At 57.5% G+C, this 19585-nt stretch carries 25 protein-coding genes and 1 pseudogene; 14 read left to right on the top strand and 12 right to left on the bottom strand.

Going from position 1 to position 19585, the window contains the following annotated elements; genetic code table 11:
- Positions 1-62 precede the first annotated feature (62 nt).
- Together icd and ACJ8IL_RS07960 are read left to right on the top strand one after the other, a co-directional pair.
- Positions 63-1316, top strand: a complete 1254-nt coding sequence (gene icd / locus ACJ8IL_RS07965; RefSeq protein WP_015377612.1) for an NADP-dependent isocitrate dehydrogenase — start codon at positions 63-65, stop codon at positions 1314-1316.
- Between the two features lie 210 nt (positions 1317-1526).
- Positions 1527-2426, top strand: a complete 900-nt coding sequence (locus ACJ8IL_RS07960) for an HNH endonuclease (protein ID WP_043141470.1) — start codon at positions 1527-1529, stop codon at positions 2424-2426.
- A 345-nt stretch (positions 2427-2771) separates the two neighbouring features.
- Here the strand turns inward: ACJ8IL_RS07960 and uspF are convergent, their stop codons facing one another.
- The 3 genes from uspF to ACJ8IL_RS07945 all read right to left on the bottom strand — a co-directional run bounded on the left by uspF (position 2772) and on the right by ACJ8IL_RS07945 (position 3913).
- Positions 2772-3221: a universal stress protein UspF gene (gene uspF, locus ACJ8IL_RS07955; RefSeq protein WP_025302530.1), complete on the bottom strand. Its 450-nt coding sequence runs from the start codon at positions 3219-3221 to the stop codon at positions 2772-2774.
- 218 nt (positions 3222-3439) lie between these two features.
- Positions 3440-3667, bottom strand: coding sequence for a YgdI/YgdR family lipoprotein (locus ACJ8IL_RS07950; RefSeq protein WP_089194648.1), 228 nt, complete (start codon positions 3665-3667; stop codon positions 3440-3442).
- Positions 3668-3679: 12 nt separating this feature from the next.
- On the bottom strand, positions 3680-3913 hold the full coding sequence (locus ACJ8IL_RS07945) for a YgdI/YgdR family lipoprotein (protein ID WP_089196955.1): 234 nt from the start codon (positions 3911-3913) through the stop codon (positions 3680-3682).
- Positions 3914-4264: 351 nt separating this feature from the next.
- On the opposite strand from ACJ8IL_RS07945, the gene tolA reads away from it, so the two are divergent.
- Positions 4265-4708, top strand: coding sequence for a cell envelope integrity protein TolA (gene tolA, locus ACJ8IL_RS07940; protein WP_141969300.1), 444 nt, complete (start codon positions 4265-4267; stop codon positions 4706-4708).
- A 159-nt stretch (positions 4709-4867) separates the two neighbouring features.
- Here the strand turns inward: tolA and ACJ8IL_RS07935 are convergent, their stop codons facing one another.
- Positions 4868-5158 carry a hypothetical protein gene (locus tag ACJ8IL_RS07935; protein ID WP_025302534.1) on the bottom strand — a complete coding sequence of 97 codons (291 nt, stop codon included), beginning with the start codon at positions 5156-5158 and terminating at the stop codon, positions 4868-4870.
- Between the two features lie 146 nt (positions 5159-5304).
- Here ACJ8IL_RS07935 and ACJ8IL_RS07930 point away from each other — a divergent pair, with 146 nt between their 5' ends.
- The gene (locus ACJ8IL_RS07930; RefSeq protein WP_442516467.1) at positions 5305-5724 is read left to right on the top strand and encodes a GNAT family N-acetyltransferase; all 420 of its coding nucleotides are present in this window, start codon (positions 5305-5307) and stop codon (positions 5722-5724) included.
- Here the strand turns inward: ACJ8IL_RS07930 and ACJ8IL_RS07925 are convergent.
- Both ACJ8IL_RS07925 and ACJ8IL_RS07920 read right to left on the bottom strand, forming a co-directional pair.
- Positions 5721-5933 (bottom strand): hypothetical protein, encoded by a 213-nt coding sequence (locus ACJ8IL_RS07925; protein ID WP_089195803.1) that lies wholly within the window; start codon positions 5931-5933, stop codon positions 5721-5723. The genes ACJ8IL_RS07930 and ACJ8IL_RS07925 overlap by 4 nt on opposite strands.
- Positions 5934-6026: 93 nt before the next feature.
- On the bottom strand, positions 6027-7145 hold the full coding sequence (locus ACJ8IL_RS07920; RefSeq protein ID WP_342095983.1) for an AI-2E family transporter: 1119 nt from the start codon (positions 7143-7145) through the stop codon (positions 6027-6029).
- Positions 7146-7439: 294 nt separating this feature from the next.
- Here ACJ8IL_RS07920 and ACJ8IL_RS07915 point away from each other — a divergent pair, with 294 nt between their 5' ends.
- Complete coding sequence (locus ACJ8IL_RS07915) at positions 7440-7577, top strand: hypothetical protein (protein WP_162837928.1); 138 nt, start codon at positions 7440-7442, stop codon at positions 7575-7577.
- Positions 7578-7638: 61 nt separating this feature from the next.
- On the opposite strand, the gene ACJ8IL_RS07910 is transcribed toward ACJ8IL_RS07915, so the two are convergent.
- Positions 7639-8853 (bottom strand): MFS transporter, encoded by a 1215-nt coding sequence (locus ACJ8IL_RS07910; RefSeq protein ID WP_342095984.1) that lies wholly within the window; start codon positions 8851-8853, stop codon positions 7639-7641.
- A 233-nt stretch (positions 8854-9086) separates the two neighbouring features.
- Here ACJ8IL_RS07910 and ACJ8IL_RS07905 point away from each other — a divergent pair, with 233 nt between their 5' ends.
- Entirely contained in the window at positions 9087-9545 is a 459-nt protein-coding gene (locus ACJ8IL_RS07905) for a hypothetical protein (RefSeq protein WP_043141449.1), read from the top strand.
- A 98-nt stretch (positions 9546-9643) separates the two neighbouring features.
- The gene (locus ACJ8IL_RS07900) at positions 9644-10060 is read left to right on the top strand and encodes a DUF2000 domain-containing protein (RefSeq protein WP_004941246.1); all 417 of its coding nucleotides are present in this window, start codon (positions 9644-9646) and stop codon (positions 10058-10060) included.
- 12 nt (positions 10061-10072) lie between these two features.
- Here ACJ8IL_RS07900 and ACJ8IL_RS07895 read toward each other — a convergent pair whose 3' ends face one another.
- Complete coding sequence (locus tag ACJ8IL_RS07895; RefSeq protein ID WP_442516466.1) at positions 10073-10423, bottom strand: GFA family protein; 351 nt, start codon at positions 10421-10423, stop codon at positions 10073-10075.
- A gap of 141 nt (positions 10424-10564) precedes the next feature.
- Between ACJ8IL_RS07895 and ACJ8IL_RS07890 the strand changes: the two genes are divergently transcribed.
- The 3 genes from ACJ8IL_RS07890 (at position 10565) to ACJ8IL_RS07880 (ending at position 12719) form a co-directional block, all read left to right on the top strand.
- Positions 10565-10774 (top strand): hypothetical protein, encoded by a 210-nt coding sequence (locus ACJ8IL_RS07890; RefSeq protein ID WP_004941260.1) that lies wholly within the window; start codon positions 10565-10567, stop codon positions 10772-10774.
- A 151-nt stretch (positions 10775-10925) separates the two neighbouring features.
- Complete coding sequence (locus ACJ8IL_RS07885) at positions 10926-11999, top strand: SMP-30/gluconolactonase/LRE family protein (protein WP_442516465.1); 1074 nt, start codon at positions 10926-10928, stop codon at positions 11997-11999.
- 75 nt (positions 12000-12074) lie between these two features.
- A complete protein-coding gene (locus tag ACJ8IL_RS07880) occupies positions 12075-12719 on the top strand; it encodes a Qnr family pentapeptide repeat protein (RefSeq protein WP_141997869.1) in 645 nt (214 codons plus the stop codon).
- Here the strand turns inward: ACJ8IL_RS07880 and ACJ8IL_RS07875 are convergent.
- The gene (locus tag ACJ8IL_RS07875) at positions 12709-13326 is read right to left on the bottom strand and encodes a LysE family translocator (RefSeq protein WP_060432916.1); all 618 of its coding nucleotides are present in this window, start codon (positions 13324-13326) and stop codon (positions 12709-12711) included. The two genes, ACJ8IL_RS07880 and ACJ8IL_RS07875, sit on opposite strands and share 11 nt — an antisense overlap.
- Positions 13327-13702: 376 nt before the next feature.
- Between ACJ8IL_RS07875 and cspE the strand changes: the two genes are divergently transcribed.
- Both cspE and ACJ8IL_RS07865 read left to right on the top strand, forming a co-directional pair.
- A complete protein-coding gene (gene cspE / locus ACJ8IL_RS07870) occupies positions 13703-13915 on the top strand; it encodes a transcription antiterminator/RNA stability regulator CspE (protein WP_025302547.1) in 213 nt (70 codons plus the stop codon).
- Positions 13916-14029: 114 nt separating this feature from the next.
- A pseudogene (locus ACJ8IL_RS07865) lies at positions 14030-14107 on the top strand.
- A 213-nt stretch (positions 14108-14320) separates the two neighbouring features.
- Here the strand turns inward: ACJ8IL_RS07865 and ACJ8IL_RS07860 are convergent.
- The gene (locus ACJ8IL_RS07860; protein WP_016928046.1) at positions 14321-14998 is read right to left on the bottom strand and encodes an isochorismatase family protein; all 678 of its coding nucleotides are present in this window, start codon (positions 14996-14998) and stop codon (positions 14321-14323) included.
- 252 nt (positions 14999-15250) lie between these two features.
- On the opposite strand from ACJ8IL_RS07860, the gene ACJ8IL_RS07855 reads away from it, so the two are divergent.
- Together ACJ8IL_RS07855 and ACJ8IL_RS07850 are read left to right on the top strand one after the other, a co-directional pair.
- Positions 15251-15679, top strand: a complete 429-nt coding sequence (locus ACJ8IL_RS07855) for a universal stress protein (RefSeq protein ID WP_025302548.1) — start codon at positions 15251-15253, stop codon at positions 15677-15679.
- A 315-nt stretch (positions 15680-15994) separates the two neighbouring features.
- A complete protein-coding gene (locus tag ACJ8IL_RS07850; RefSeq protein ID WP_025302549.1) occupies positions 15995-16750 on the top strand; it encodes an SDR family NAD(P)-dependent oxidoreductase in 756 nt (251 codons plus the stop codon).
- Between the two features lie 43 nt (positions 16751-16793).
- Here the strand turns inward: ACJ8IL_RS07850 and ACJ8IL_RS07845 are convergent, their stop codons facing one another.
- Both ACJ8IL_RS07845 and puuC read right to left on the bottom strand, forming a co-directional pair.
- Positions 16794-18074 carry an NAD(P)/FAD-dependent oxidoreductase gene (locus ACJ8IL_RS07845; RefSeq protein WP_025302550.1) on the bottom strand — a complete coding sequence of 427 codons (1281 nt, stop codon included), beginning with the start codon at positions 18072-18074 and terminating at the stop codon, positions 16794-16796.
- An 11-nt stretch (positions 18075-18085) separates the two neighbouring features.
- The gene (gene puuC, locus ACJ8IL_RS07840) at positions 18086-19582 is read right to left on the bottom strand and encodes an aldehyde dehydrogenase PuuC (protein WP_025302551.1); all 1497 of its coding nucleotides are present in this window, start codon (positions 19580-19582) and stop codon (positions 18086-18088) included.
- Positions 19583-19585: the final 3 nt, after the last annotated feature.

Genomic DNA, 19585 nt, shown 5'->3' with positions numbered 1-19585 from the left:
TCAAGTAGTATCTACACGCATCTTACAAAGCATTAACAAAATTGCGCTTGAAGGAGAGGTTGATGGAAAGCAAAGTAGTTGTTCCGGCAGAAGGTAAAAAAATCACGGTTGACGCCCAGGGTAAACTGGTTGTTCCTCATAACCCGATCATCCCGTTCATCGAAGGCGACGGCATTGGCGTTGACGTGACTCCTGCCATGATCCACGTGGTTGATGCGGCCGTTAAAAAGGCTTACCACGGCGAACGTAAAATCTCCTGGATGGAAATCTACACCGGCGAAAAATCTACCCACGTTTACGGTAAAGACGTGTGGCTGCCGGACGAAACTCTGGACCTGATCCGCGACTACCGCGTCGCCATCAAAGGCCCCCTGACCACCCCGGTCGGCGGCGGCATCCGTTCTCTGAACGTGGCCCTGCGCCAGCAGCTGGACCTGTACGTGTGCCTGCGCCCGGTGCGTTACTACCAGGGCACTCCAAGCCCGGTGAAACAGCCTGAGCTGACCGACATGGTGATCTTCCGCGAAAACGCCGAAGACATCTACGCCGGCATCGAGTGGAAAGCCGGCTCCGCCGAAGCGGACAAAGTGATCAAATTCCTGCGCGACGAAATGGGCGTGAAGAAAATCCGCTTCCCAGAGCAGTGCGGTATCGGCGTGAAGCCATGCTCCGAAGAAGGGACCAAGCGTCTGGTGCGTGCGGCGATCGAATACGCCATCACCAACGACCGCGACTCCGTGACCCTGGTTCACAAAGGCAACATCATGAAGTTCACCGAAGGTGCCTTCAAGGATTGGGGCTATGAGCTGGCGCGCGAAGAGTTCGGCGGCGAGCTGATCGACGGCGGCCCATGGCTGAAGATTAAGAACCCGAACACCGGCAAAGAGATCGTGGTTAAAGACGTGATCGCCGACGCCTTCCTGCAGCAGATCCTGCTGCGCCCGGCGGAATACGACGTGATCGCCTGTATGAACCTGAACGGCGACTACATCTCCGACGCCCTGGCGGCCCAGGTCGGCGGCATCGGCATCGCGCCGGGCGCCAACATCGGCTCCGACTGCGCGCTGTTCGAAGCGACTCACGGCACCGCGCCGAAGTACGCCGGCCAGGACAAAGTGAACCCAGGCTCCATCATCCTGTCCGCAGAGATGATGTTGCGCCACATGGGCTGGTTCGAAGCGGCTGATCTGATTGTTAAGGGCATGGAAGGCGCCATCGCTGCCAAGACCGTGACCTATGACTTCGAACGCCTGATGGAAGGCGCTAAGCTGCTGAAATGTTCAGAGTTTGGCGACGCTATCGTTAAACACATGTAATGGTGTTTTAGCGTTAAATGATAACGGGAGCCTGATGGTTCCCGTTTTTTATTATTCAAACTGCAACGGTTATCAAAACTCGGCCATTTTGGCGCTTTAGAGCGTGTAGATCTAAAGGTTGAGCTGCGTCTAAACTTTGCAATGAAATGGACGATAAACTGCCTGCAGCCGCATTTTTTTGCATGAGATAAAATTCTACAAGGAGTGTTAATGAGCTTTTTCTGGGTAAATATTGGTAGCAGTTTTAATGAGGTTAAAGAACAAAATTTCCTCTGGGCTCCACAATATGGCATGAATAAGCACGGGAAAAAGTTTAGTAATGCCTCCTGGGAGACAGTGAAGGATGTAAAAGCAGGTGACGTCATCTTTTGTAATAAGGATCGAGAGATTGTCTATGTAGCGACTGCTACAGCCGATGCTGATGATGCACCGCGGCCACCTAATCGATCTTTTGATAAGTGGGAGCGTGAAGGTACCCGAGTAGAAGTAGATTTGACCGTTTTAGAGCACCCGATCGATGTTTTGCAGTTCAGTGACATATTTCTGAGTGTGTTTAATGAGTTAAGTCGGCCAACAGTTTTTGCTGAAAACGGGTTTTGTACGCAGACTTACATGTGCGAAATACCCGAGGCTGCAGCAAAAATGATAGCAAGTTTTATTAACGATAACGTTTCAATAGACTTCAATAAACAGACGGCCACGGTAAAAGAGGCGAGAGGAAGCACTAAAGCAGCCGTCATTCAGGCTCGCGTTGGTCACGGCCCCTACCGCGATAAATTATTTAAGAAGTGGGGCGGAAAATGCGCGGTCACCGGCATTGCGCTTGAGTCAATGCTAACCGCCTCTCATATTGTTTCGTGGTCTATCTCAAATGACAAAGAGAAAGTTGACCCTTACAACGGATTCCCCCTGATTCCTAACCTGGACAGATTGTTCGACCGGGGCATGATCAGTTTTGATGATAATGGACGCTTATTGCACAAGAAAGAATATGCAGGTTTGCTTCATGATTTAAAAATTCCCTTGGACTCAAAAATTGATGGGCTGTTTGGGGAGAATAAAAAATACTTAAAACGGCACCGCGTGACGTTTGGGTTCGAGAAAGAGTAAAAGCTTGAGGGGGACCCTTAAGTGTATTAGTTCAGACCTGATACGGTACAGAACCAATCCCAATCTGATGGGCAGTTCTCTGCCAGAAGCGGACTTTCGTTAGAGTGCGAACTGTATTAATCCATGGGGGCATGTCACTGTGATTATGGCCGATAGTATCGCATTGACCATGTATCGATGTTGTTATCAGTAATGTTGAAAATCGCTGGTCATACACTCTAGATTCAAACGCTGCCTAGTAATCTTGCGATGCTATCATTAAACACATGTAAGCGTGTTTGGCGCTTGAATGGGAGCGGGAGCCTTAGGGCTCCCGTTTTTTATTGTTCAAATGAGTAAGAGATATCAAGCGTTAGCCGATTCACGCACGACCAGCACCGGGCAATTGGCGTGGCGGACGACGGCGGTGGCATTCGAGCCGAGGAGGTAAGTCATTGCAGAAGGGCGGTTGGAACCCATCACAATAATCTCCGCGTTAAGCGCATCAGCGAGTTCCAGGATCTGATCTTTGGGATCGCCGACGGCCACATGGGTGGTCACTCTATCCTCGGGAACGCTGAATTGTTTCGCCGCTTTTGCCAGCCCCTCGGTCGCTACCGCAATAGTTTCATCTTTGGTTTCCACCGCCGCGGTGGCGGCAAAGCCGAAGGCCGCGTAGGTGGCGCGAGACGGGATCACCGCCAGGAAATGGACGTGGGAGTCTTCGAGCCTGGCGAGCGCATTGACATGCGGGATGACCTGCTGTGTTAATTCCGGCTCGGTAATATCCACGGGAACCAAAATAGTTTTGTACATACTCCCTCCTTATCGTTATCAAATAACTCCACTTCTTGGATTATAGCCGTTCGACGCCGGGAAAGGGGAGATCCGTATGGCAAACCTGAGAACGTTGTCTGCTGAAATGTCAGGTGGTTATCGACGTTCTCATTAAACGCGGGCAGGCACGGTTGGTGTTTGAGTTGGGAGGGAGCCATGGGCTCCCTAGGTTTTAGCGGGCTAAGATTATCGGAACCTTAATGAGGGATCTCTGAAACCTCTTTAACTTCCGTCTTGTTGATTTGCTGTTTGACGCCATTGGCATCGGTATACCCGATCAACCCGGCAGAGGTTTCTTTCGGTTTGCCGTCACTGATGATCGTTCTGCCATCGTGGGTATGAATGGCGTAGCTGGTGCGTGTGCAGCCTGACAGTGCGGCGATAGCAATCAGGGCGATCGCGGGAAGAACAAGCGCTTTTTTCATTTGAAGCTCCTTTTAGTTATCCAACTCACTCATGTTTGCAATCTGGTCTCGATTGATCTGTTCCGTTTTGCCCGTTTCTGCATTTCGATAGGAGACTAACCCGGTATCTTTATCGACCTGAGGCTTGCCGTCGGTGACAATGGTCTTGCCATCCGTTGTTTTGATCGCCTGATTGGAAGCGCAGCCCGCCATGAACATCACCGTAGTCGCAGTAAGAAGCGCGGCAAAGAGTCGTTTGTTTTTCATACTTACCATCCTGGTTACTTAAATGAATTTAATAGCAGGAAAGTAAGTATAGGCAGAATCTCCAGATTGTTAGCGTTGAAACGCTTTTAATGCGATAAAAAATTAAGAATTTCTTAATTTATTGATGGGGTGATTGATCGTTCGGATAACAACGTTATCGATAGGTCAGGATACGCAGACGTACTGCCCGGTGAGGGCGCTATGGCTTCATGTCATCATCGGCTCACGATACTCCGCATGCCGATGCTTGATGCTAACAATGTCTCTGGTGGTTGGGCGTTAATTATGTATAAGTATGCACCGGGAATACCACGTTGATTTCGGCTGACTATCATCCATAAGGACAGGGATATGAAAATCACGCATTCAGGCTACAAAACCGGCGCCGCCACATTATTGGCGGCGATGCTCGCACTGGCATTAACCGGGTGCGCGAAGCACACAGCCCCCAGCCAAAACGATCCGGTGAATAAAGAGGTCGATGATCTTTTCGCCAACCTTGGCGACCCAAAGACGCCTGCGACGGGGAAAGAGAAATTACATTACATGACTCAGGTGCAAGCTGAGATTCAACGCCATTTAAAAGACGCCGCCACCTACTCAGGCCAACGCTGCACATTGCGTATCACGCTGGCGCCGGACGGCCTGCCAATCGGTGTTCGAACTGAAGGTGGCGATCCGGCTCTTTGCCGTGCGGCGATGAAAGCGGTTACCGATGCGCGTCTGCCTAAGCCGCCAACGCCAGAGATCCACAATGCGTTCCAAATAATCACATTGGAATTTCGCCCGCAGTGAAATAAAGGGCGGCAACTGCGATGCTAGATAATTAAATCAAAGTCACAGGCCGTACTTTCATGCTGCCTGTGACTTTGCGGCTTTGCCACGTTCCGTATCGCGCTTTTCTACGCTGAACCTGGATTTTTGGCACTATTTCACGGCATATGTTGCCAGGGCTTACCGATACATCATCGCGCTCACGCGCTCTGCTCGATCTTTAAAACCGTTGCTGCGCATCGTTACCACGTAATAGCGGTAGTGGTGTTTCTGTGCGTATTCGCGCACCAGATCTTCGGCGAACAGGCCGCTGAAGGTGACGGTGGTGACGAACGTCAGCCCTTTCACTTCGTAGGTGCTGATCTCTTGCGGGGTGCCGATATACGGCGGCGGGAACACGGTTTTGTGGAACTGGCAGCCCGCCAGCAGCAGGGTAAACAGCAGGGCGGCGGAGATTTGCGGTATTCTCATCGGGAAATGCTTTCCTTCCTTGGCGTGTGTTTTAGTAACTCTATAATAGGATTACAAAATTCGGCGGGGATGTAAAAATTATCCCGCTTCGGTTGCCGTTTCGTTGAAGCGGTGTCGCTGCTACCCATAAACATAAGGGGGTAAACATGCCTGTTCGTCTTGCCACTGAAACCGATGCCGCAGCCCTGATCGCCCTCGACAGCGTCGCCGAAGACGAGCCGCAGCGCGCGGCGCAGATCCGCACCTGGTGCGCACAGAGTGTCTGCTATCTTGCCGAAGAACGGGGCGTGGTGATGGGCTACGCTGTGCTGCACTATCACTTCTTCGGCTGCGGCTTTGTCGAGATGCTGATGGTCGGCGAGCGCTATCGCCGCCGGGGCGTCGGGCAGGCGCTGATTGCGGCGTTGAAATCCCATTGCCGACATCCGAAGCTGTTCACCTCCACCAATCGTTCCAACCTGCCGATGCAGCGGCTGCTGTTGAACGCCGGGTTTGTCGCCAGCGGCCAAATTGACAATCTCGATGACGGCGACCCGGAGCAGGTCTTTTTCATCCCGCAGCGCTAATACAGCCGGACATCGACCGCCTGCTGTTGCAGCCAGGTGCTGACGTAACCATAAGCGGCATAGAAGGCCAGCAGCGCGAAGATCAGCACCGAAAGCGAGGCCAAAAACCTGACGTCGCCGTGCTTCGACAGCTGATAGGCGCAATAGATAAAGGCTAACAGGCACAGCAGAGTGAAGGCGATGGCCAACGTGGCGTAAAAAATAAGCATAATGAAACCCTTTCTTCCTTGTGAGCCGGGCAAGGATACCACAGACAAAAAAAGGGGCCCAATTGGGCCCCTGTGTGATTCGCTGCGAGAGGGTTACTCCGCCGCCGCGTCGGGATGATTTTTGCCTTCCTCGATGAATTCTTCGTCGATCTCTTCGATGTTCTCCTCGCTGTCGCGGCCGGACAGGATGTTCCAGCAGGCGATGAACAGCGCGGCGATCAAGGGCCCGATGACGAAGCCGTTGATGCCGTAAATCTCCATGCCGCCCAGGGTGGAGATCAGGATCAGGTAGTCCGGCATTTTGGTGTCTTTGCCTACCAGCAGTGGGCGCAGAATGTTGTCCACCAGGCCGATCACCACCACGAAGAATACCACCAGGAAAATGGCTTTCCACAGCATGCCGGTGGCGAAGAAGTAGATCACCGCCGGCACCCAGATAATGGCAGAGCCCACGGCCGGGATGATCGACAGGAACGCCATCAGCGCGCCCCACAGCAGGCTGCCGTCGATGCCGGTAAAGTAAAAGGCCAGCCCGCCGAGCGCGCCTTGCACCACGGCGACCACCACCGTGCCCTTGACGGTGGCGCGGGAGACGGCGGCGAATTTCACGAACAGGTGGTGCTTGACGTGCTGGGAGAGCGGCAGCGCTTCGAGCGCCAGGTTCACCAGATAGGGGCCGTCTTTCAGCAGGAAGAACAGCAGGTAGAGCATCACGCCGAAGCCGACGACGAAGTTGAAGGTGCCTTTGCCGATCAGGAAGACGCTGCCCGCCAGGTATTGCCCGCCCTTGAGCGCCACGTCGGAAAGCTGTTTTTGGATCTCGGCGGCGTTGTTGAGGTTATGCTCCGCCAGGAAGCGCTGCGCCCAGCCGGGCAGGTGGCGCATAAAGTCCGCCAGCATGGTCGGCAATTGGCTGTTGTTGGTTTGCAGTTTGGTGTAGATCACGTTGAATTCCATCGCCAGCGACGAGGCGATGATCGCCAACGGCGTGAACACGATCAGGCAGATTAGCGCCACCGTCAGCAGCGACACCACGCCGTTGCGTTCGCCGACGTACTGCTTCAACTTCTTTTTCACCGGATGGAAAATCACCGCCAGAATAACCGCCCACAGCACTGAGGAGTAATAAGGCCCCAGCACGTCGAGAAAGGCGGCGGTAACGATGAACAGGATCAGAATAAAGAATCCCTTGGAAATGCCTTTAGACATCATAGTCGTCCCTCAAAAGATGAATTTTCAGCATAGATGAACTGAATGAAAACAACACTATCATCACCTTTGCTTAACCGGTAGGGGATTTTTAACGGCGTATACCATAGGGTTACTAAGGGAAAGGCGGGCGCTGCAGGGTGAACAGGCGGCGGCGCGAGAAAAGAAAGAGGGCTAAATAATTAACAAAATTTATCGATTGTGTTTCATTTTGTGAGCCGCGCTTGCCGCCTGCGCCAGGCTTTCCTAGTTTTTAGGAGGGCGGCCTTTCGTCCGATATCACGAAGGAGTATGCAAATGACTGAACACAAACGACTCGGTGTCATCGAGAAAACGCTACTGATCGCCTTTGCCGGCCTGCTGGTGTATTTCGCGGCCACTGGCGCATTGTCATTGTCGGGCCTTGATCATCACTGGCCATATCCTTCGCGATAGGCAGTCACCTGCACCAGGGAAAATTCAGCACCGCTTATAACAATCAGAACGACCTTTCTGCTTATGACCCCGCATTATGCCGCCGGCTGAGAAAAGCCAGCGCCAACAGCGCCCCCAACAGGGCCGCCGCCAGCACCAGCCACGCCGGCGCCACCCAACCGGCTGCGGCCACGATGGCGCTCAGCGCGACCGGGCCGATCACCTGGCCGAGATAGTTCCCTTGCATCACCAGCCCCAGGCTCAGCGGCAACAGCGTGGGCTCCGGCGTCGCCGCCGGCGTGGCGGCCAGAATGGTGGCGGGCAGCATGCCAGCGATGGCGCAGAACAGGAAACACAGTGGGATCAGCAGGCCGTTGGGCGTCATCGGCAGGAAAATGCCGATGCCGAAGATGCCGATGACCAGGCTGGTGGCCGCGAGCAGGCTACCGGCCCGCAGACCGCGCGACAGCAAGAACCCGGCGGCGAGGTTGCCGATGATGTTCGCCGCCACCGCCGCTGCGCTGATGCCGCCGGCGGCCGCCAGCGACAGGCCGATGCGCTGCATCAGGAAGATCGGCAGAAAGGTCATCACCGAGAAAAACTGCAGGTTGTAAGTGGTGAACATCAGCGCCAGCAACAGCGGTTGGCGTGCCCGCAGCATCGCGCCCAGCGCATGCCGCAGCTGCAACGGCGGAACGTGCGTCTTGGCGGCGCGTCGGGGCGTGGTCAGCGGCAGCAGCAGGGCGGCCAGCAGCGTCAACGCCGCACCGGCCTGCCAACTCTGTTGCCAGCCGGCGAGATGGGGGCCGAAAAACAATGAAATGGCGATGCCTGCCGGCATGAAGGTGCTCCAGATGCCGAACACCAGGCTGCGCTGCGCCGGGGCGACGATGCGGTTCAGCACCGCCGGCGAGGCGACCACCACGATCACGAAGCCGAGGCCTTCGACAAAGCGGCTGACGATCAATCCGTTGAAGTCGTGCAGCGTGGCGCCGGTAAAGCTGGCGGCGCTGACGATCAGTAACCCCGCCGCCAGCAGGCGCCGATCGCCCCAGCGGCGCACCAGCAGCCCGGCGGCGATGCCGCCGAACACCCCGACGAAAGGAAAGGCCGAGATGACCCAGCTCAGCGTTTCGAGCGAACGGCCGAATTCGGCCTGCAGCGCCGGTAGCGCGATGGTGGCCTTACCTACGTGCAGCGCCGCGGCGATGCCGGCGAACAGCACGTTGATGACGGCTAGCCAGGGCGTAGCGGCGGGAAGGACGCGGTCGATGGCGTCCGGTTTAATCGCGGTCATAACACTCTCCAGAGGCGGTAACGCCCTCACTATGCGTCTGCGCCATGACAGACGTCGTTCAAATGCTGCGCTATCACGCGGAGAAATTATTCATTTCGAGCTTTATTTTTGCGCACCTCGTTGTTTGGTTCGCCAGCGTACCTCCCTGCGTGGACGCGGGTGTCCGTTCAGCGGTTTACTGTTCCGGCACGCAGCGAGCGTGCCCGATCAATTTTATTTATAAGGAGCAGTGTATGTCAGAGATGATGAATGAAAATGGAGCGCCGGTGATGGAGTGGAGCTATGGCGGCCGGGGTGATGATATCAGCAGCAGCCTGAGCCTCGACACGGTTGAGGAGCAACCGCAGGGTTTCTTGATGACGGTCGATCGGCCGGTGCAGATCTTTAAAGAAGCGCTGTCGCCGATGATGGCCTTTGTCACGCTGCTGCGCCCGCTATACGCCAAGACGGGCGAGGGCTTCCAGTACGTGCCGGTTTCCAACCCCTGGACCGACGTGCAGCGCCTGCCGGCCAGCGCAGGCTATCTGGGCGTGCAGGTTAACGCTGGCCTGTTCTTCCACGGCGCCAAACCGACGCACTATAAAGATCGCGACGGCCAGATGAAACCGATTGACGGCGGCACTATCCTGCAGAACATCACCGTGCTGCATCAGGTGGCGCAGCCGCTGGGCCCGGGCGAAGGCGGGATCTGAGGCTGAAACGTCATCACGGGGCCGGACGCGGCCCTTATCTCGCCTTGAAAACCGCCCTTGGCTTGGGTAAAAAGGGTTGTCTATTCAAGGAGAAGAGTATGTACAGCGATAACGAGAAAAAATTCTACATCATCCTCAACCGCAACCACGAACCGGCCACTCTGTTTAACGCCTCCTGCCATCTGACGGCGGGCATCACCGATCTTATCGAGCAGCGCGAGTTTCACCACTACCCGAGCAGCCTCGACGGCGTCAGCGCCAATATGAGCCACTACCCGATCGTCATCCTGCAGGCCAAGAACAGCAGCCAGCTCAGCAACCTGATCCTCAAGTGCAAGGAGGAGGGCGTGCTGTCCAACTTCTTCACCACCACCATGCTGTCGCACTCCGCCGAACAACAGATCGCCGACACCGCCAATACCCCCTACGAGCAGTTGGACTTCGTGGCGGTGGCGCTCTACGGCGATACTGAACAGCTTAAGCCGCTCACCAAGAAGTTCTCCGTCTACCGCTGAAAACGCGGAGCCTCAGACGCTGGCCCCGTCGTAGCGCTGGATCTGCAACGTATCCAGCGCGATGGCAGGCACGCAGCGCAGGTTAACGGCGCACATCGCGGCGCCGTCCGGCGCGGTGCCGTAGGCGAAGGGCTGGGCACCGCAGGTCCGGCAGAATTGATGGCGGATCTTGTGCTGATTGAAGGTGTAGCTGCTGAGCTGGTCTTGGCCGCTGTTCAGCGTGAAGGCGGCGGCGGGAAAGAAGGACAGCAGCAACCCTTTGCGGCGGCAGATTGAACAGTTGCAGCTGAGGGCTTCGGCAGGCGGTTCGGCATCCACGGTGAAGGTGACGGCGCCGCAGTGGCAGCTTCCCTGGAATGACATGGCGATGATCCTGTAACAGGGGAGAGTGTTTGCCCAGTATAGTGCAATTTATCGTCATTCGGCCGTGCCGGGCCGGGTTTCCTTAGTAAATGCGCGGTTTTCTGGTAGGTTAGAGGTTAACGTCATCAAAAGGAGATCGCGATGTTAGAACATTACTATCCGGCCAATATGGGCGCCGAACCGGTCACGGACGAACAGCACAAACGGCTGGTGGCGGTGCAGGCGGCGCTGGAACTGATCAAGGCCACGCTGTCGGATACCAACGACGGCAACGGCGTGGACTTCCAGCTGAAGGCGGCGGAGAAGCACATCGGCCCGATGGCCGACGCCATTCAGGAAGCGCTGAAGTAACGGTTCGCCGCCACCTCAACCGCCCGCACCGGGCGGTTTTTTTTGCGCTGATTACTGCGATTTTTTTAGTAGCGCATTGCTTTTTCCCGGCTGGTGCCGTGAGCGGCGCGATCCTACTCTAGCGATCCGAGTCATCATCAGGGTCATGCTCATGTTCCGCTTCAGCCTCTTTTCTTTTTTATTGCCGCACCGCCGGCGCGTCACCCAGTTGGCCGGCGCCGCGCTGTTTCTCAGCGGCGTAATGCAGGCGCAGGCCACGCAGCGCATCGCGTTTTCGCCGGATCCCGCCGGCGCCTACCCGGAGGGCGTCGCCTGGGATCCGCGCGCTGGTGCCTTCCTGGTCTCCTCCCTGCGCGGCGGGCAGCTTGGCCTGGTTTACCCGGATGGCCGTTATCGGCGGTTTTCCACCGGTAAGGGGCCTATCACCACCTCTGGCATGCTGGTGGACGCCGAACGCAACCGGGTGCTGGTGTGCAACGAAGACGTGGGCGTGTCCCTCAACTCTGCCCCCGGCACGCGCAATCGCGTGGCGCAGGTGCTGGAGTTCAGTCTCGATACCGGCGCGTTGCAGCAGACGTACGATCTTTCATCGTTAAGCCGTGGGCCGACGTTGGCCAACGATCTGGCGCTCGACGAGCAGGGCAATATCTACGTCACCGACAGCTTCCAGCCGCAGATTTACAAGATCGACCGAGCAACGCGCCAGGTGTCGATTCTGGTGCGTTCGGCGCGTTTGATGCCGGCCGACGCACCCGCCGCTGCGCAGGGCACACAGCCTTATCTCAACGGCATCGTGTATCACCCGGATGGCTACCTGATTGCGTCGGACTACACCCGCGGGCTGCTGTGGAAGGTGACGCTGGATAACACGCCTGCGATAAGTGAAATCAGGCTGCCGCAGCGGCTGAAAGGGCCGGATGGGCTGCGGCTCAAAAACGCCAACGAATTGGTGATCGTACAGTCTTTTCCGGGTGAAAAGGGGAGCATGTCCGGCGACGTGACGCTGCTCGCCTCGGCCGACGGCTGGGCCAGCGCCCATGTCGCCGCGGTCGCCACGCCGCCGGGATTGGATGGGCCGACCGGCGCCGCATTGCGCGATGGCGAGGTGTGGGTGGTCAACTCCCGTTACCCCAAACTGTTTGCTGACGTCGCTCAGGCGGAGAGCATCAGGACGTTCAGCATCGTCAAGGTGGCGTTAGCACGGCCTGCGGCTGAGGCACGCTGATCGACGACGGTTGCCAACCTTGTCGGAATAGGATTAAATGCTGCCCTGGCTGTATAAATAAACAGGGGTATTGCAATGAGCCTGGCGCTGAAGGGTGAGAAGATCGAACGTAACCGTTTTACCGGCGAGAAGATTGAAAACGGCAGCTTTATGCTGTGTGATTTTTCGGGTGCCGATCTGACCGGCACCGAATTTATCGGCTGCCAATTCTACGATCGCGACAGCCGACAGGGCGGCAATTTCAGCCGCGCGATACTGAAAGACGCGAGTTTTAAAAGCTGTGACTTATCGATGGCCGATTTTCGTCATGCCAACGCGTTGGGCATCGAGATCCGCGAATGCCGCGCGCAGGGCGCTGATTTTCGCGGCGCCAGTTTTATGAACATGATCACCAGCCGCACCTGGTTTTGCAGCGCCTATATCACCAAAAGCAACCTGAGCTATGCCAACTTCGCCAAGGTGGTGCTGGAGAAATGCGAGCTGTGGGAAAACCGCTGGCACGGCGCACAGGTGCTCGGCGCCAGCTTCAGCGGCTCCGATCTGTCCGGCGGCGAATTCTCCGGTTTCGACTGGCGTGCCGCCGACGTCACCCAGTGTGATTTGAGCAACGCGGAACTGGGCGAGTTGGATTTACGCACCACCGATCTGCAGGGCGTCAAAATGGACAGCCACCAGGCCGCGCAGCTGTTGGAGCGGCTCGGGATCGCGATCATCGGCTGAGCAGCTGCCGCAGCCCCAGTACGATGATCAACGTGCCGCAGGCGCGATCGATCCAAGCCTTGCTGCGGCGGTAGGCGCCGGCGACAGGGGCGTGCGACAACACCAGCGCCACCAACCCGTACCACAAGCTGGCTATCACCGCGACTTCCAACAGCATGGCGAGGAAGGTCGGCGTAGAAACATGGGCGGGCGCCGCTGATGAGAAGACGGCGGCGTAAAACGCAATGGATTTGGGATTGGCGATGTTGGTGGCGATGCCCTGCAGAAAGGCGACGCGAAAACCGCTTTTCCCGGTCACCGTGGAGGGGCCGGAAGAAGGCGCCGCCTGGGCGATAAGCCGATAGCCGAACCACAGTAAATAGCCGGCGCCGGCCACTTTTACCGCTAGCGCCAACCAGGGGAACAAGGCGAAAATTATACCGACGCCGAGCAGGGCGCTGCTCGCCCAGAACAGGTTGACCAAGACAATGCCCGCCACCAGAGCGAAAGCCTCGCTGCGGCGCGCGGAAACGGCTTTGTGGGCGACGGCGACAAAATTGGGGCCGGGGATCACCACGCCAACGATATAGACGGTGAAAACGGCGAGCACGGCTGGCATATCGATCATCGGTTAACGGCCTGTAAGCAGCGAGTTAGCCTTAGTTTTATAATGAATCGCCGATATGATCCAGCAGGGTGAAACCTTTTTTTACCTGCCCGTAGCGACAGGCGTCAGCGGCCTTTTGCGATAATAAATTTATGAGCCATATGAATATAATTTAAAATATATCTTGCTTAAATAAATTAGCTGTGTGTAAATAGCGTCATCGGTTTGTCATACAGACCTTATGAAAGCAGTTTTAGTAAAGCAGTTCTAAGTGTTAGTGATATCTCCCAGATACCTCTTCTTCCGCGAATTTTCTTCTCTAGTGCCCCATAAGTTTCCAATAAAAACAGACCTCTATCGCCCTATGGCGTCGCAAAAATAGAAAGGAAATATCTCTATGTCTACTAAAATGACGGGTTTGGTAAAATGGTTTGATGCAGGGAAAGGCTTCGGCTTTATCACCCCGGCAGACGGCGGCAAAGACGTGTTCGTACACTTCTCTGCTATCCAGAGCAACGATTTCAAAACGCTGGACGAAGGCCAACAGGTTGAGTTCACTATCGAAAAGGGTATGAAGGGTCCTTCTGCCGGCAACGTGGTCGCGTTGTAATTTTCGGTCGAGGTGCGGTTTCTTACGACAGCGATGAGGGTTTAAGCCGGAGCAGTTAAGAAATAACACCTTTAGCCTGAATAAACTCCGGGTTCGCCCGGAGTCTTTATCGATACGTCATTAGCTCAGCAGGAAGAGCGGCAGCGAAATATTCGTTGGCGGACTGGGGTTCGATTCCTCGATGACGTTCCAATAATTAATTATTATTGGCAACAGAAAAACAGATTATCGCATAAATAATAATGCCACTTTTCAGTCTTTTTTTCTGTTGTGAAAAAGTTGTGCTTAGGCTGCGTAATGTTGGAGTGTTGGATGGACGCTTACGCCATAACATGACAGCCGGGAAAGCCACCGGCACATGATCAATAGCCCCGGCCTTAGCCGGGGTTTTTTATGCCCGCGATTTTAACGCTGCGAGTCCAGCAGTTCGTTGTTTTTCACCACGTCCTGCGCCTTGAGGTAGCTCTCGATCAACAGCTGATAGGCCGGGAAGATTTTGGTGTAAACCTCGGCCCATTGCTGAGCGTCGGCGCGGTTCCAGCTGCCCTGCAGCTCGGAGGCGACGCCGGCGGTGTCGATCGGCACCACGCCGGCCTGCACCACGCGCGCCAGGGTGATTTCCTGCGCCATTTTCGAGTAGGTGCCGGAGGCGTCGATCACCGCAAAGACCTTATAGCCTTCGGCCACCGCGCTGATGGACGGAAAGGCCATGCAGACGCTGGTGATGGTGCCGGCGATGATCAGGGTCTTGCGGCCGGTGGCCTTGACCGCCGCTACGAAGTCAGGGTTGTCCCAGGCGTTGATTTCCCCTTTACGGGCGACGTACTGCGCGTGCGGCGCATTCTGGTGAATTTCCGGGATCAGCGGGCCGTTGGGGCCCTGCGGCACCGAGGCGGTGGTGATCACCGGCAGTTTGCTGAGGGTAGCGATGCTGGCCAGGGCGGCGGCGCGGGCGCGCAGCTCGGTCATCGGCATATCGGCGACGGTCTGGAACAGGCCGCTCTGGTGGTCGATCAGGAGCATGACCGCGTCATTGGCATCAATAACAGGACGCTGGCCGTTGAAGTTGGCTGGAGTGCTCATGGTGTTTTCCTTTTCTCGTCGTGAGGTCAGTGGGTATCTTCTTTGATTGATAAGGCTGAAACTCAGCACTTGCCTACAGTGTAGGGAGAAGAGAGAAATCCGGTAGAGCCTGAAGTCGGGATACATCGTTCCATAAATGGAACGATTTTGACGCAGGCGAAGGGCTCGGCGCTGGGCTAAACTTAAGGTGCATAAGAAACATGCGGCAGGAACGCCATCCTGTTCATGGGTTTGACGCGGAGGGCCACCGTCATGGCTTATCAGCATATCGTTGTCGCCACGGATCTCAGCGAAGACGCCGAGTTTCTGCTGGGCAAGGGCGCCAGGCTGGCTGCCGCGCTCCATGCCAAACTTTCCCTGATCTATATCGACATCCACCGCGCCGGCTATTACGTCGATCTGGGCGTGGGAGATTACAACTACACCGATCGCACCTTTTCGGAGCGGGTGAAGAATATGCTCAATGCGATCAAAGGGCAGTCGTCGTATCCGGTCGAAGAGGTGATCGTCAGCCGTGGCGCGTTGACGGAAGAGCTGAACCGGGTGGCGAAAGAGAAAGGGTTCGATCTGGTGATCTTCGGCCATCACCACGATGTCTGGAGCCGGCTGGTTTCTTCGGCGCGTCAGGCGATCAATGAGTTGAACGTCGATCTGCTGGTTGTCCCCATCGAGAAAAAATAGTCGCCGCCGCCTGCGGGCGGCTGCCTTTTTTCATTCGTATCGCTTATCTCTGAGCAGCCATAACCGCCTACCCGCAATAATCCCGCTAGCTGACAATCCGCCTGACGAATAGTGACTCACCGTGATTTTATTTTATCCATCAATATGTTGGCCAAAATCCGATAAAGGTTAATCCAGCGCATTGAAATCACTGACATACCTCCTTTTGGTTAATAAACCGCACGTTTTGACTGGTTCTCTGGAGAGAGGCGTCTTATCCTCGGGGCAATGAGATTTGTATGACTTATATAAATACGTTCACATGGAGGAGGTCTCATGCGTTTTGACAATAAAGTCGTGGTTATCACCGGTGCGGGCAATGGCATGGGGGAAGCGGCGGCGCGGCGTTTCTCCGCCGAAGGCGCCATCGTGGTGCTGGCCGACTGGGCCAAAGAGGCGGTAGATAAGGTCGCCGCTTCGCTGCCGAAGGGCCGCGCGATGGCGGTGCATATCGATGTTTCCGATCACGTCGCGGTTGAAAAAATGATGAACGAGGTGGCGGAAAAACTGGGCCGCATCGACGTCTTGCTGAACAACGCCGGCGTACACGTGGCGGGCAGCGTGCTGGAAACCAGCGTCGACGACTGGCGCCGCATCGCCGGGGTCGATATCGACGGCGTGGTGTTCTGTTCCAAATTCGCCTTGCCGCACCTGCTGAAAACCAAAGGTTGTATCGTCAATACCGCGTCGGTGTCTGGCCTGGGCGGCGACTGGGGCGCGGCTTATTACTGCGCGGCGAAAGGCGCGGTAGTCAACCTGACGCGCGCCATGGCGCTGGACCACGGCGGTGACGGTGTGCGCATTAACTCGGTCTGCCCGAGCCTGGTCAAAACCAACATGACCAACGGTTGGCCGCAGGAGATCCGCGACAAGTTCAATGAGCGCATCGCGCTGGGGCGCGCGGCGGAGCCGGAAGAAGTGGCGGCGGTGATGGCGTTCCTGGCCAGCGACGACGCCAGCTTTATCAATGGCGCCAACATCCCGGTCGATGGCGGGGCGACCGCCTCGGACGGTCAACCGAAGATCGTTTAAGCGTTAACGTACAGGCCCGGTCAGGATGACCGGGCCTGCTGTTTTAGACGCCGATGCGGTCGCGCAGCGTGTAGTAGGCCGCGCCGATGGCGGTGAACGGGATCTGCAGATTGCGCCCGCCGAAGAACGGCAGGTGCGGCAGCTTGGCGAAGGCGTCGAAGCGTTCGGCGTCGCCGCGCATCAACTCGGCGATCAGCTTGCCCGCCAGATGGGTGCAGGTCACGCCGTGGCCGCTGTAGCCCTGCATGTAGTACACGTTATTCTCCAGGCGGCCGAACTGCGGCATGCGCGACAGCGTCAGCAGGAAGTTGCCGGTCCAACGATAGTCGATGCGCACCCCTTTCAGCTGTGGGAAGGTCTTCAGCAGCTTCGGCCGGATCAGGTTATCGATATCGTCCGGATCGCGCGCGCCGTATACCACGCCGCCGCCGTACAGCAGACGATGATCGGCGGTGATGCGGTAGTAATCCAGCAGGTAGTTGCAGTCCTCCACGCAGTAATTCTGCGGGATCAGCGCCTGCGCGATCTCCGGCGCCAGCGGTTCGGTGGTCACCACCTGAGTGCCGCACGGCATGCTGCGCTTGGCCAGCCGCGGCTCCAGCTTATCGCCCAGGTAGGCGTTGCCGGCGACGATGACGAAGCGCGCCTTCACCTGGCCGTTGGCGGTGCTGATGAGCGCCGGTTCACCGTGGCGAATGTTCGTCACCGCCGATTGCTCGAAGATGCGCCCACCCTGCAGGCGGATCGCCTCGGCCTCGCCCAGCGCCAGATTGAGCGGATGGATGTGGCCGCCGCTGTGATCGAGCAGCGCGCCGACGTAGCGATCGCTGGCGACCTCCTGACGCACCCGATCCGCATCGAGCAGCTCGAGCTGGGTATTGCCGTAGCGCTCCCAGTTGCGCTTTTGCTCGATCAGCGCATGGAACTGCTTGTTGTTCAGGGCGGCGAAGATGCCGCCGGGGCGGTAGTCGCAGTCGATGGCGTAGCGGCTGATGCGGCTGCGAATGATCTCCGCGCCTTCGAACATCATGCTGCCGAGCAGGCGGGCGCTTTCCGCGCCGTAACGCTCTTCAATCACATCGATGTCGCGGCTGTAAGAGTTGACCAACTGGCCGCCGTTGCGGCCGCTGGCGCCGAAACCGATGCGCGCCGCTTCCAGCACCACCACGTTATAGCCGGCTTCCACCAGGAACAGCGCGGAGGAGAGGCCGGTATAGCCGCCGCCGATCACGCAGACGTCGCATTCGATCGATTCATTCAGTTGCGGATAGGGCTGATGTGCGTTGGCCGTGGCCGCATAGTAGCTTTTTACGTGTTCAGTCATGAGATAAGCCCTTATTCCAGCGAGATCCAGGTGGTTTTCAATTCGGTAAATTTGTCCAGCGCGTGCAGCGATTTGTCGCGGCCGTTGCCGCTCTGCTTGTAGCCGCCGAACGGCACGGTCATGTCGCCGTCGTTATAGTTGTTGACGAACACCGTGCCGGCCTTCAGTTGGCGCGCCATGCGGTGCGCGCGCGCCAGATCGCGGGTCCAGACCGCGGCGCCGAGGCCGTAGTCGCTGTCGTTGGCCAGCTGCAGCGCCTGTTGCTCGTCGTCGAAGGTGGTCACCGCCAGCACCGGGCCGAAGATTTCATCGCGCGCCACGCTCATGGCGTTGTTCACCTGGGTGAGGATGGTCGGCCCCAGATAGCCGGCGTGGTCGCCCTGCGGATGGTCGCGCCCGTCGAGGAACAACGCGGCGCCCTGGCTCAGCCCCCGATCGATATAGCCGGCCACTTTCTCGCAGTGGCCGCTGTCGATCAGCGTGCCCATCACCGTGTCGGGATCGAGCGGATCGCCGGGGACGAAGGCCGCCGCGTGTTTGCGCAGCGCCTGCAGGAACGCTTGCTCAATGCTCGCTTCGACCAGCAGGCGAGTGCCGGCGATGCACACCTGCCCCTGATTGTAGAAGATGCCGGCGGCGGCGCTGCGGGCAGCCTGATCCAGATCCGGGCAGTCGGCAAAGACGATGTTGGCGCTTTTGCCACCGGCCTCGAGCCAGACACGCTTCATATTCGATTCGCCGGCGTAAATCATCAGCTGTTTCGCCACCAGGGTGGAGCCGGTGAAGGTGAGGGCATCGACGTCGCGGTGCAGCGCCAGCGCCTTGCCGGCGTCGTGGCCATAGCCGGGCACCACGTTCAGCACGCCGTCCGGCAACCCGGCCTGCTGCGCCAATTTGCCGAGCAGGATGGCGCTCAGCGGCGATTTTTCGGAGGGTTTGAGTACCACGCTGTTGCCGGCGGCCAGCGCCGGACCGAGTTTCCAGCAGGCCAGCAGCAGCGGGAAGTTCCAGGGCACGATGGCGCCGACCACGCCGATCGGCTCGCGCTCGATCAGCGCCAGCGCCTCGCGGCCGGTGGGGGCGATTTCGCCGTAGACCTTATCGATCGCTTCGGCGTACCAGCGGATGCAGCGGATGGCGCCCGGCACGTCGTCGCGCAGGCTGTGGCGGATGGGTTTGCCGGTGTCCAGCGTTTCCAGCAGCGCCAGCTCTTCGTGATGCTGCTCCATCAGATCGGCGAAACGCAGCAGCGTGGCTTTGCGCTGCGCCGGGGCGGCCTGCGCCCAGTCGCCACGCTCAAAGGCGGCGCGCGCCGCGCTGACTGCCCGATCGATGTCGGCGGCTTCGCCACGCGCGACCTGCGCCAGCTCACGGCGGCCGGCGGGATCTTCCACGGCGAAACATTTCCCCGCGGCGGCCGGCTGGTAGCGGCCGTCGATAAACAGCTGGTGCTCAATCTTCAGGGCCTGCGCCCGTTGTTGCCAATACTGCAAGTGGTGAAAGTTCATGCC

The organism is Serratia sp. CY47444, assembly GCF_052168635.1.
In the GTDB taxonomy this organism is placed as follows: Bacteria; Pseudomonadota; Gammaproteobacteria; order Enterobacterales; family Enterobacteriaceae; genus Serratia; species Serratia bockelmannii.
Note: the sequence above shows the minus strand (reverse complement) of the source record. Positions and strands in the feature narration are given on the sequence as shown.

Excerpts from the sequence above, each read along its gene's own strand:
- icd (WP_015377612.1), top strand. The coding sequence starts at position 63 with ATGGAAAGCAAAGTAGTTGTTCCGGCAGAAGGTAAAAAAATCACGGTT.
- ACJ8IL_RS07960 (WP_043141470.1), top strand. The coding sequence starts at position 1,527 with ATGAGCTTTTTCTGGGTAAATATTGGTAGCAGTTTTAATGAGGTTAAA.
- uspF (WP_025302530.1), bottom strand. The coding sequence starts at position 3,221 with ATGTACAAAACTATTTTGGTTCCCGTGGATATTACCGAGCCGGAATTA.
- ACJ8IL_RS07950 (WP_089194648.1), bottom strand. The coding sequence starts at position 3,667 with ATGAAAAAAGCGCTTGTTCTTCCCGCGATCGCCCTGATTGCTATCGCC.
- ACJ8IL_RS07945 (WP_089196955.1), bottom strand. The coding sequence starts at position 3,913 with ATGAAAAACAAACGACTCTTTGCCGCGCTTCTTACTGCGACTACGGTG.
- tolA (WP_141969300.1), top strand. The coding sequence starts at position 4,265 with ATGAAAATCACGCATTCAGGCTACAAAACCGGCGCCGCCACATTATTG.
- ACJ8IL_RS07935 (WP_025302534.1), bottom strand. The coding sequence starts at position 5,158 with ATGAGAATACCGCAAATCTCCGCCGCCCTGCTGTTTACCCTGCTGCTG.
- ACJ8IL_RS07930 (WP_442516467.1), top strand. The coding sequence starts at position 5,305 with ATGCCTGTTCGTCTTGCCACTGAAACCGATGCCGCAGCCCTGATCGCC.
- ACJ8IL_RS07925 (WP_089195803.1), bottom strand. The coding sequence starts at position 5,933 with ATGCTTATTTTTTACGCCACGTTGGCCATCGCCTTCACTCTGCTGTGC.
- ACJ8IL_RS07920 (WP_342095983.1), bottom strand. The coding sequence starts at position 7,145 with ATGATGTCTAAAGGCATTTCCAAGGGATTCTTTATTCTGATCCTGTTC.
- ACJ8IL_RS07915 (WP_162837928.1), top strand. The coding sequence starts at position 7,440 with ATGACTGAACACAAACGACTCGGTGTCATCGAGAAAACGCTACTGATC.
- ACJ8IL_RS07910 (WP_342095984.1), bottom strand. The coding sequence starts at position 8,853 with ATGACCGCGATTAAACCGGACGCCATCGACCGCGTCCTTCCCGCCGCT.
- ACJ8IL_RS07905 (WP_043141449.1), top strand. The coding sequence starts at position 9,087 with ATGTCAGAGATGATGAATGAAAATGGAGCGCCGGTGATGGAGTGGAGC.
- ACJ8IL_RS07900 (WP_004941246.1), top strand. The coding sequence starts at position 9,644 with ATGTACAGCGATAACGAGAAAAAATTCTACATCATCCTCAACCGCAAC.
- ACJ8IL_RS07895 (WP_442516466.1), bottom strand. The coding sequence starts at position 10,423 with ATGTCATTCCAGGGAAGCTGCCACTGCGGCGCCGTCACCTTCACCGTG.
- ACJ8IL_RS07890 (WP_004941260.1), top strand. The coding sequence starts at position 10,565 with ATGTTAGAACATTACTATCCGGCCAATATGGGCGCCGAACCGGTCACG.
- ACJ8IL_RS07885 (WP_442516465.1), top strand. The coding sequence starts at position 10,926 with ATGTTCCGCTTCAGCCTCTTTTCTTTTTTATTGCCGCACCGCCGGCGC.
- ACJ8IL_RS07880 (WP_141997869.1), top strand. The coding sequence starts at position 12,075 with ATGAGCCTGGCGCTGAAGGGTGAGAAGATCGAACGTAACCGTTTTACC.
- ACJ8IL_RS07875 (WP_060432916.1), bottom strand. The coding sequence starts at position 13,326 with ATGATCGATATGCCAGCCGTGCTCGCCGTTTTCACCGTCTATATCGTT.
- cspE (WP_025302547.1), top strand. The coding sequence starts at position 13,703 with ATGTCTACTAAAATGACGGGTTTGGTAAAATGGTTTGATGCAGGGAAA.
- ACJ8IL_RS07860 (WP_016928046.1), bottom strand. The coding sequence starts at position 14,998 with ATGAGCACTCCAGCCAACTTCAACGGCCAGCGTCCTGTTATTGATGCC.
- ACJ8IL_RS07855 (WP_025302548.1), top strand. The coding sequence starts at position 15,251 with ATGGCTTATCAGCATATCGTTGTCGCCACGGATCTCAGCGAAGACGCC.
- ACJ8IL_RS07850 (WP_025302549.1), top strand. The coding sequence starts at position 15,995 with ATGCGTTTTGACAATAAAGTCGTGGTTATCACCGGTGCGGGCAATGGC.
- ACJ8IL_RS07845 (WP_025302550.1), bottom strand. The coding sequence starts at position 18,074 with ATGACTGAACACGTAAAAAGCTACTATGCGGCCACGGCCAACGCACAT.
- puuC (WP_025302551.1), bottom strand. The coding sequence starts at position 19,582 with ATGAACTTTCACCACTTGCAGTATTGGCAACAACGGGCGCAGGCCCTG.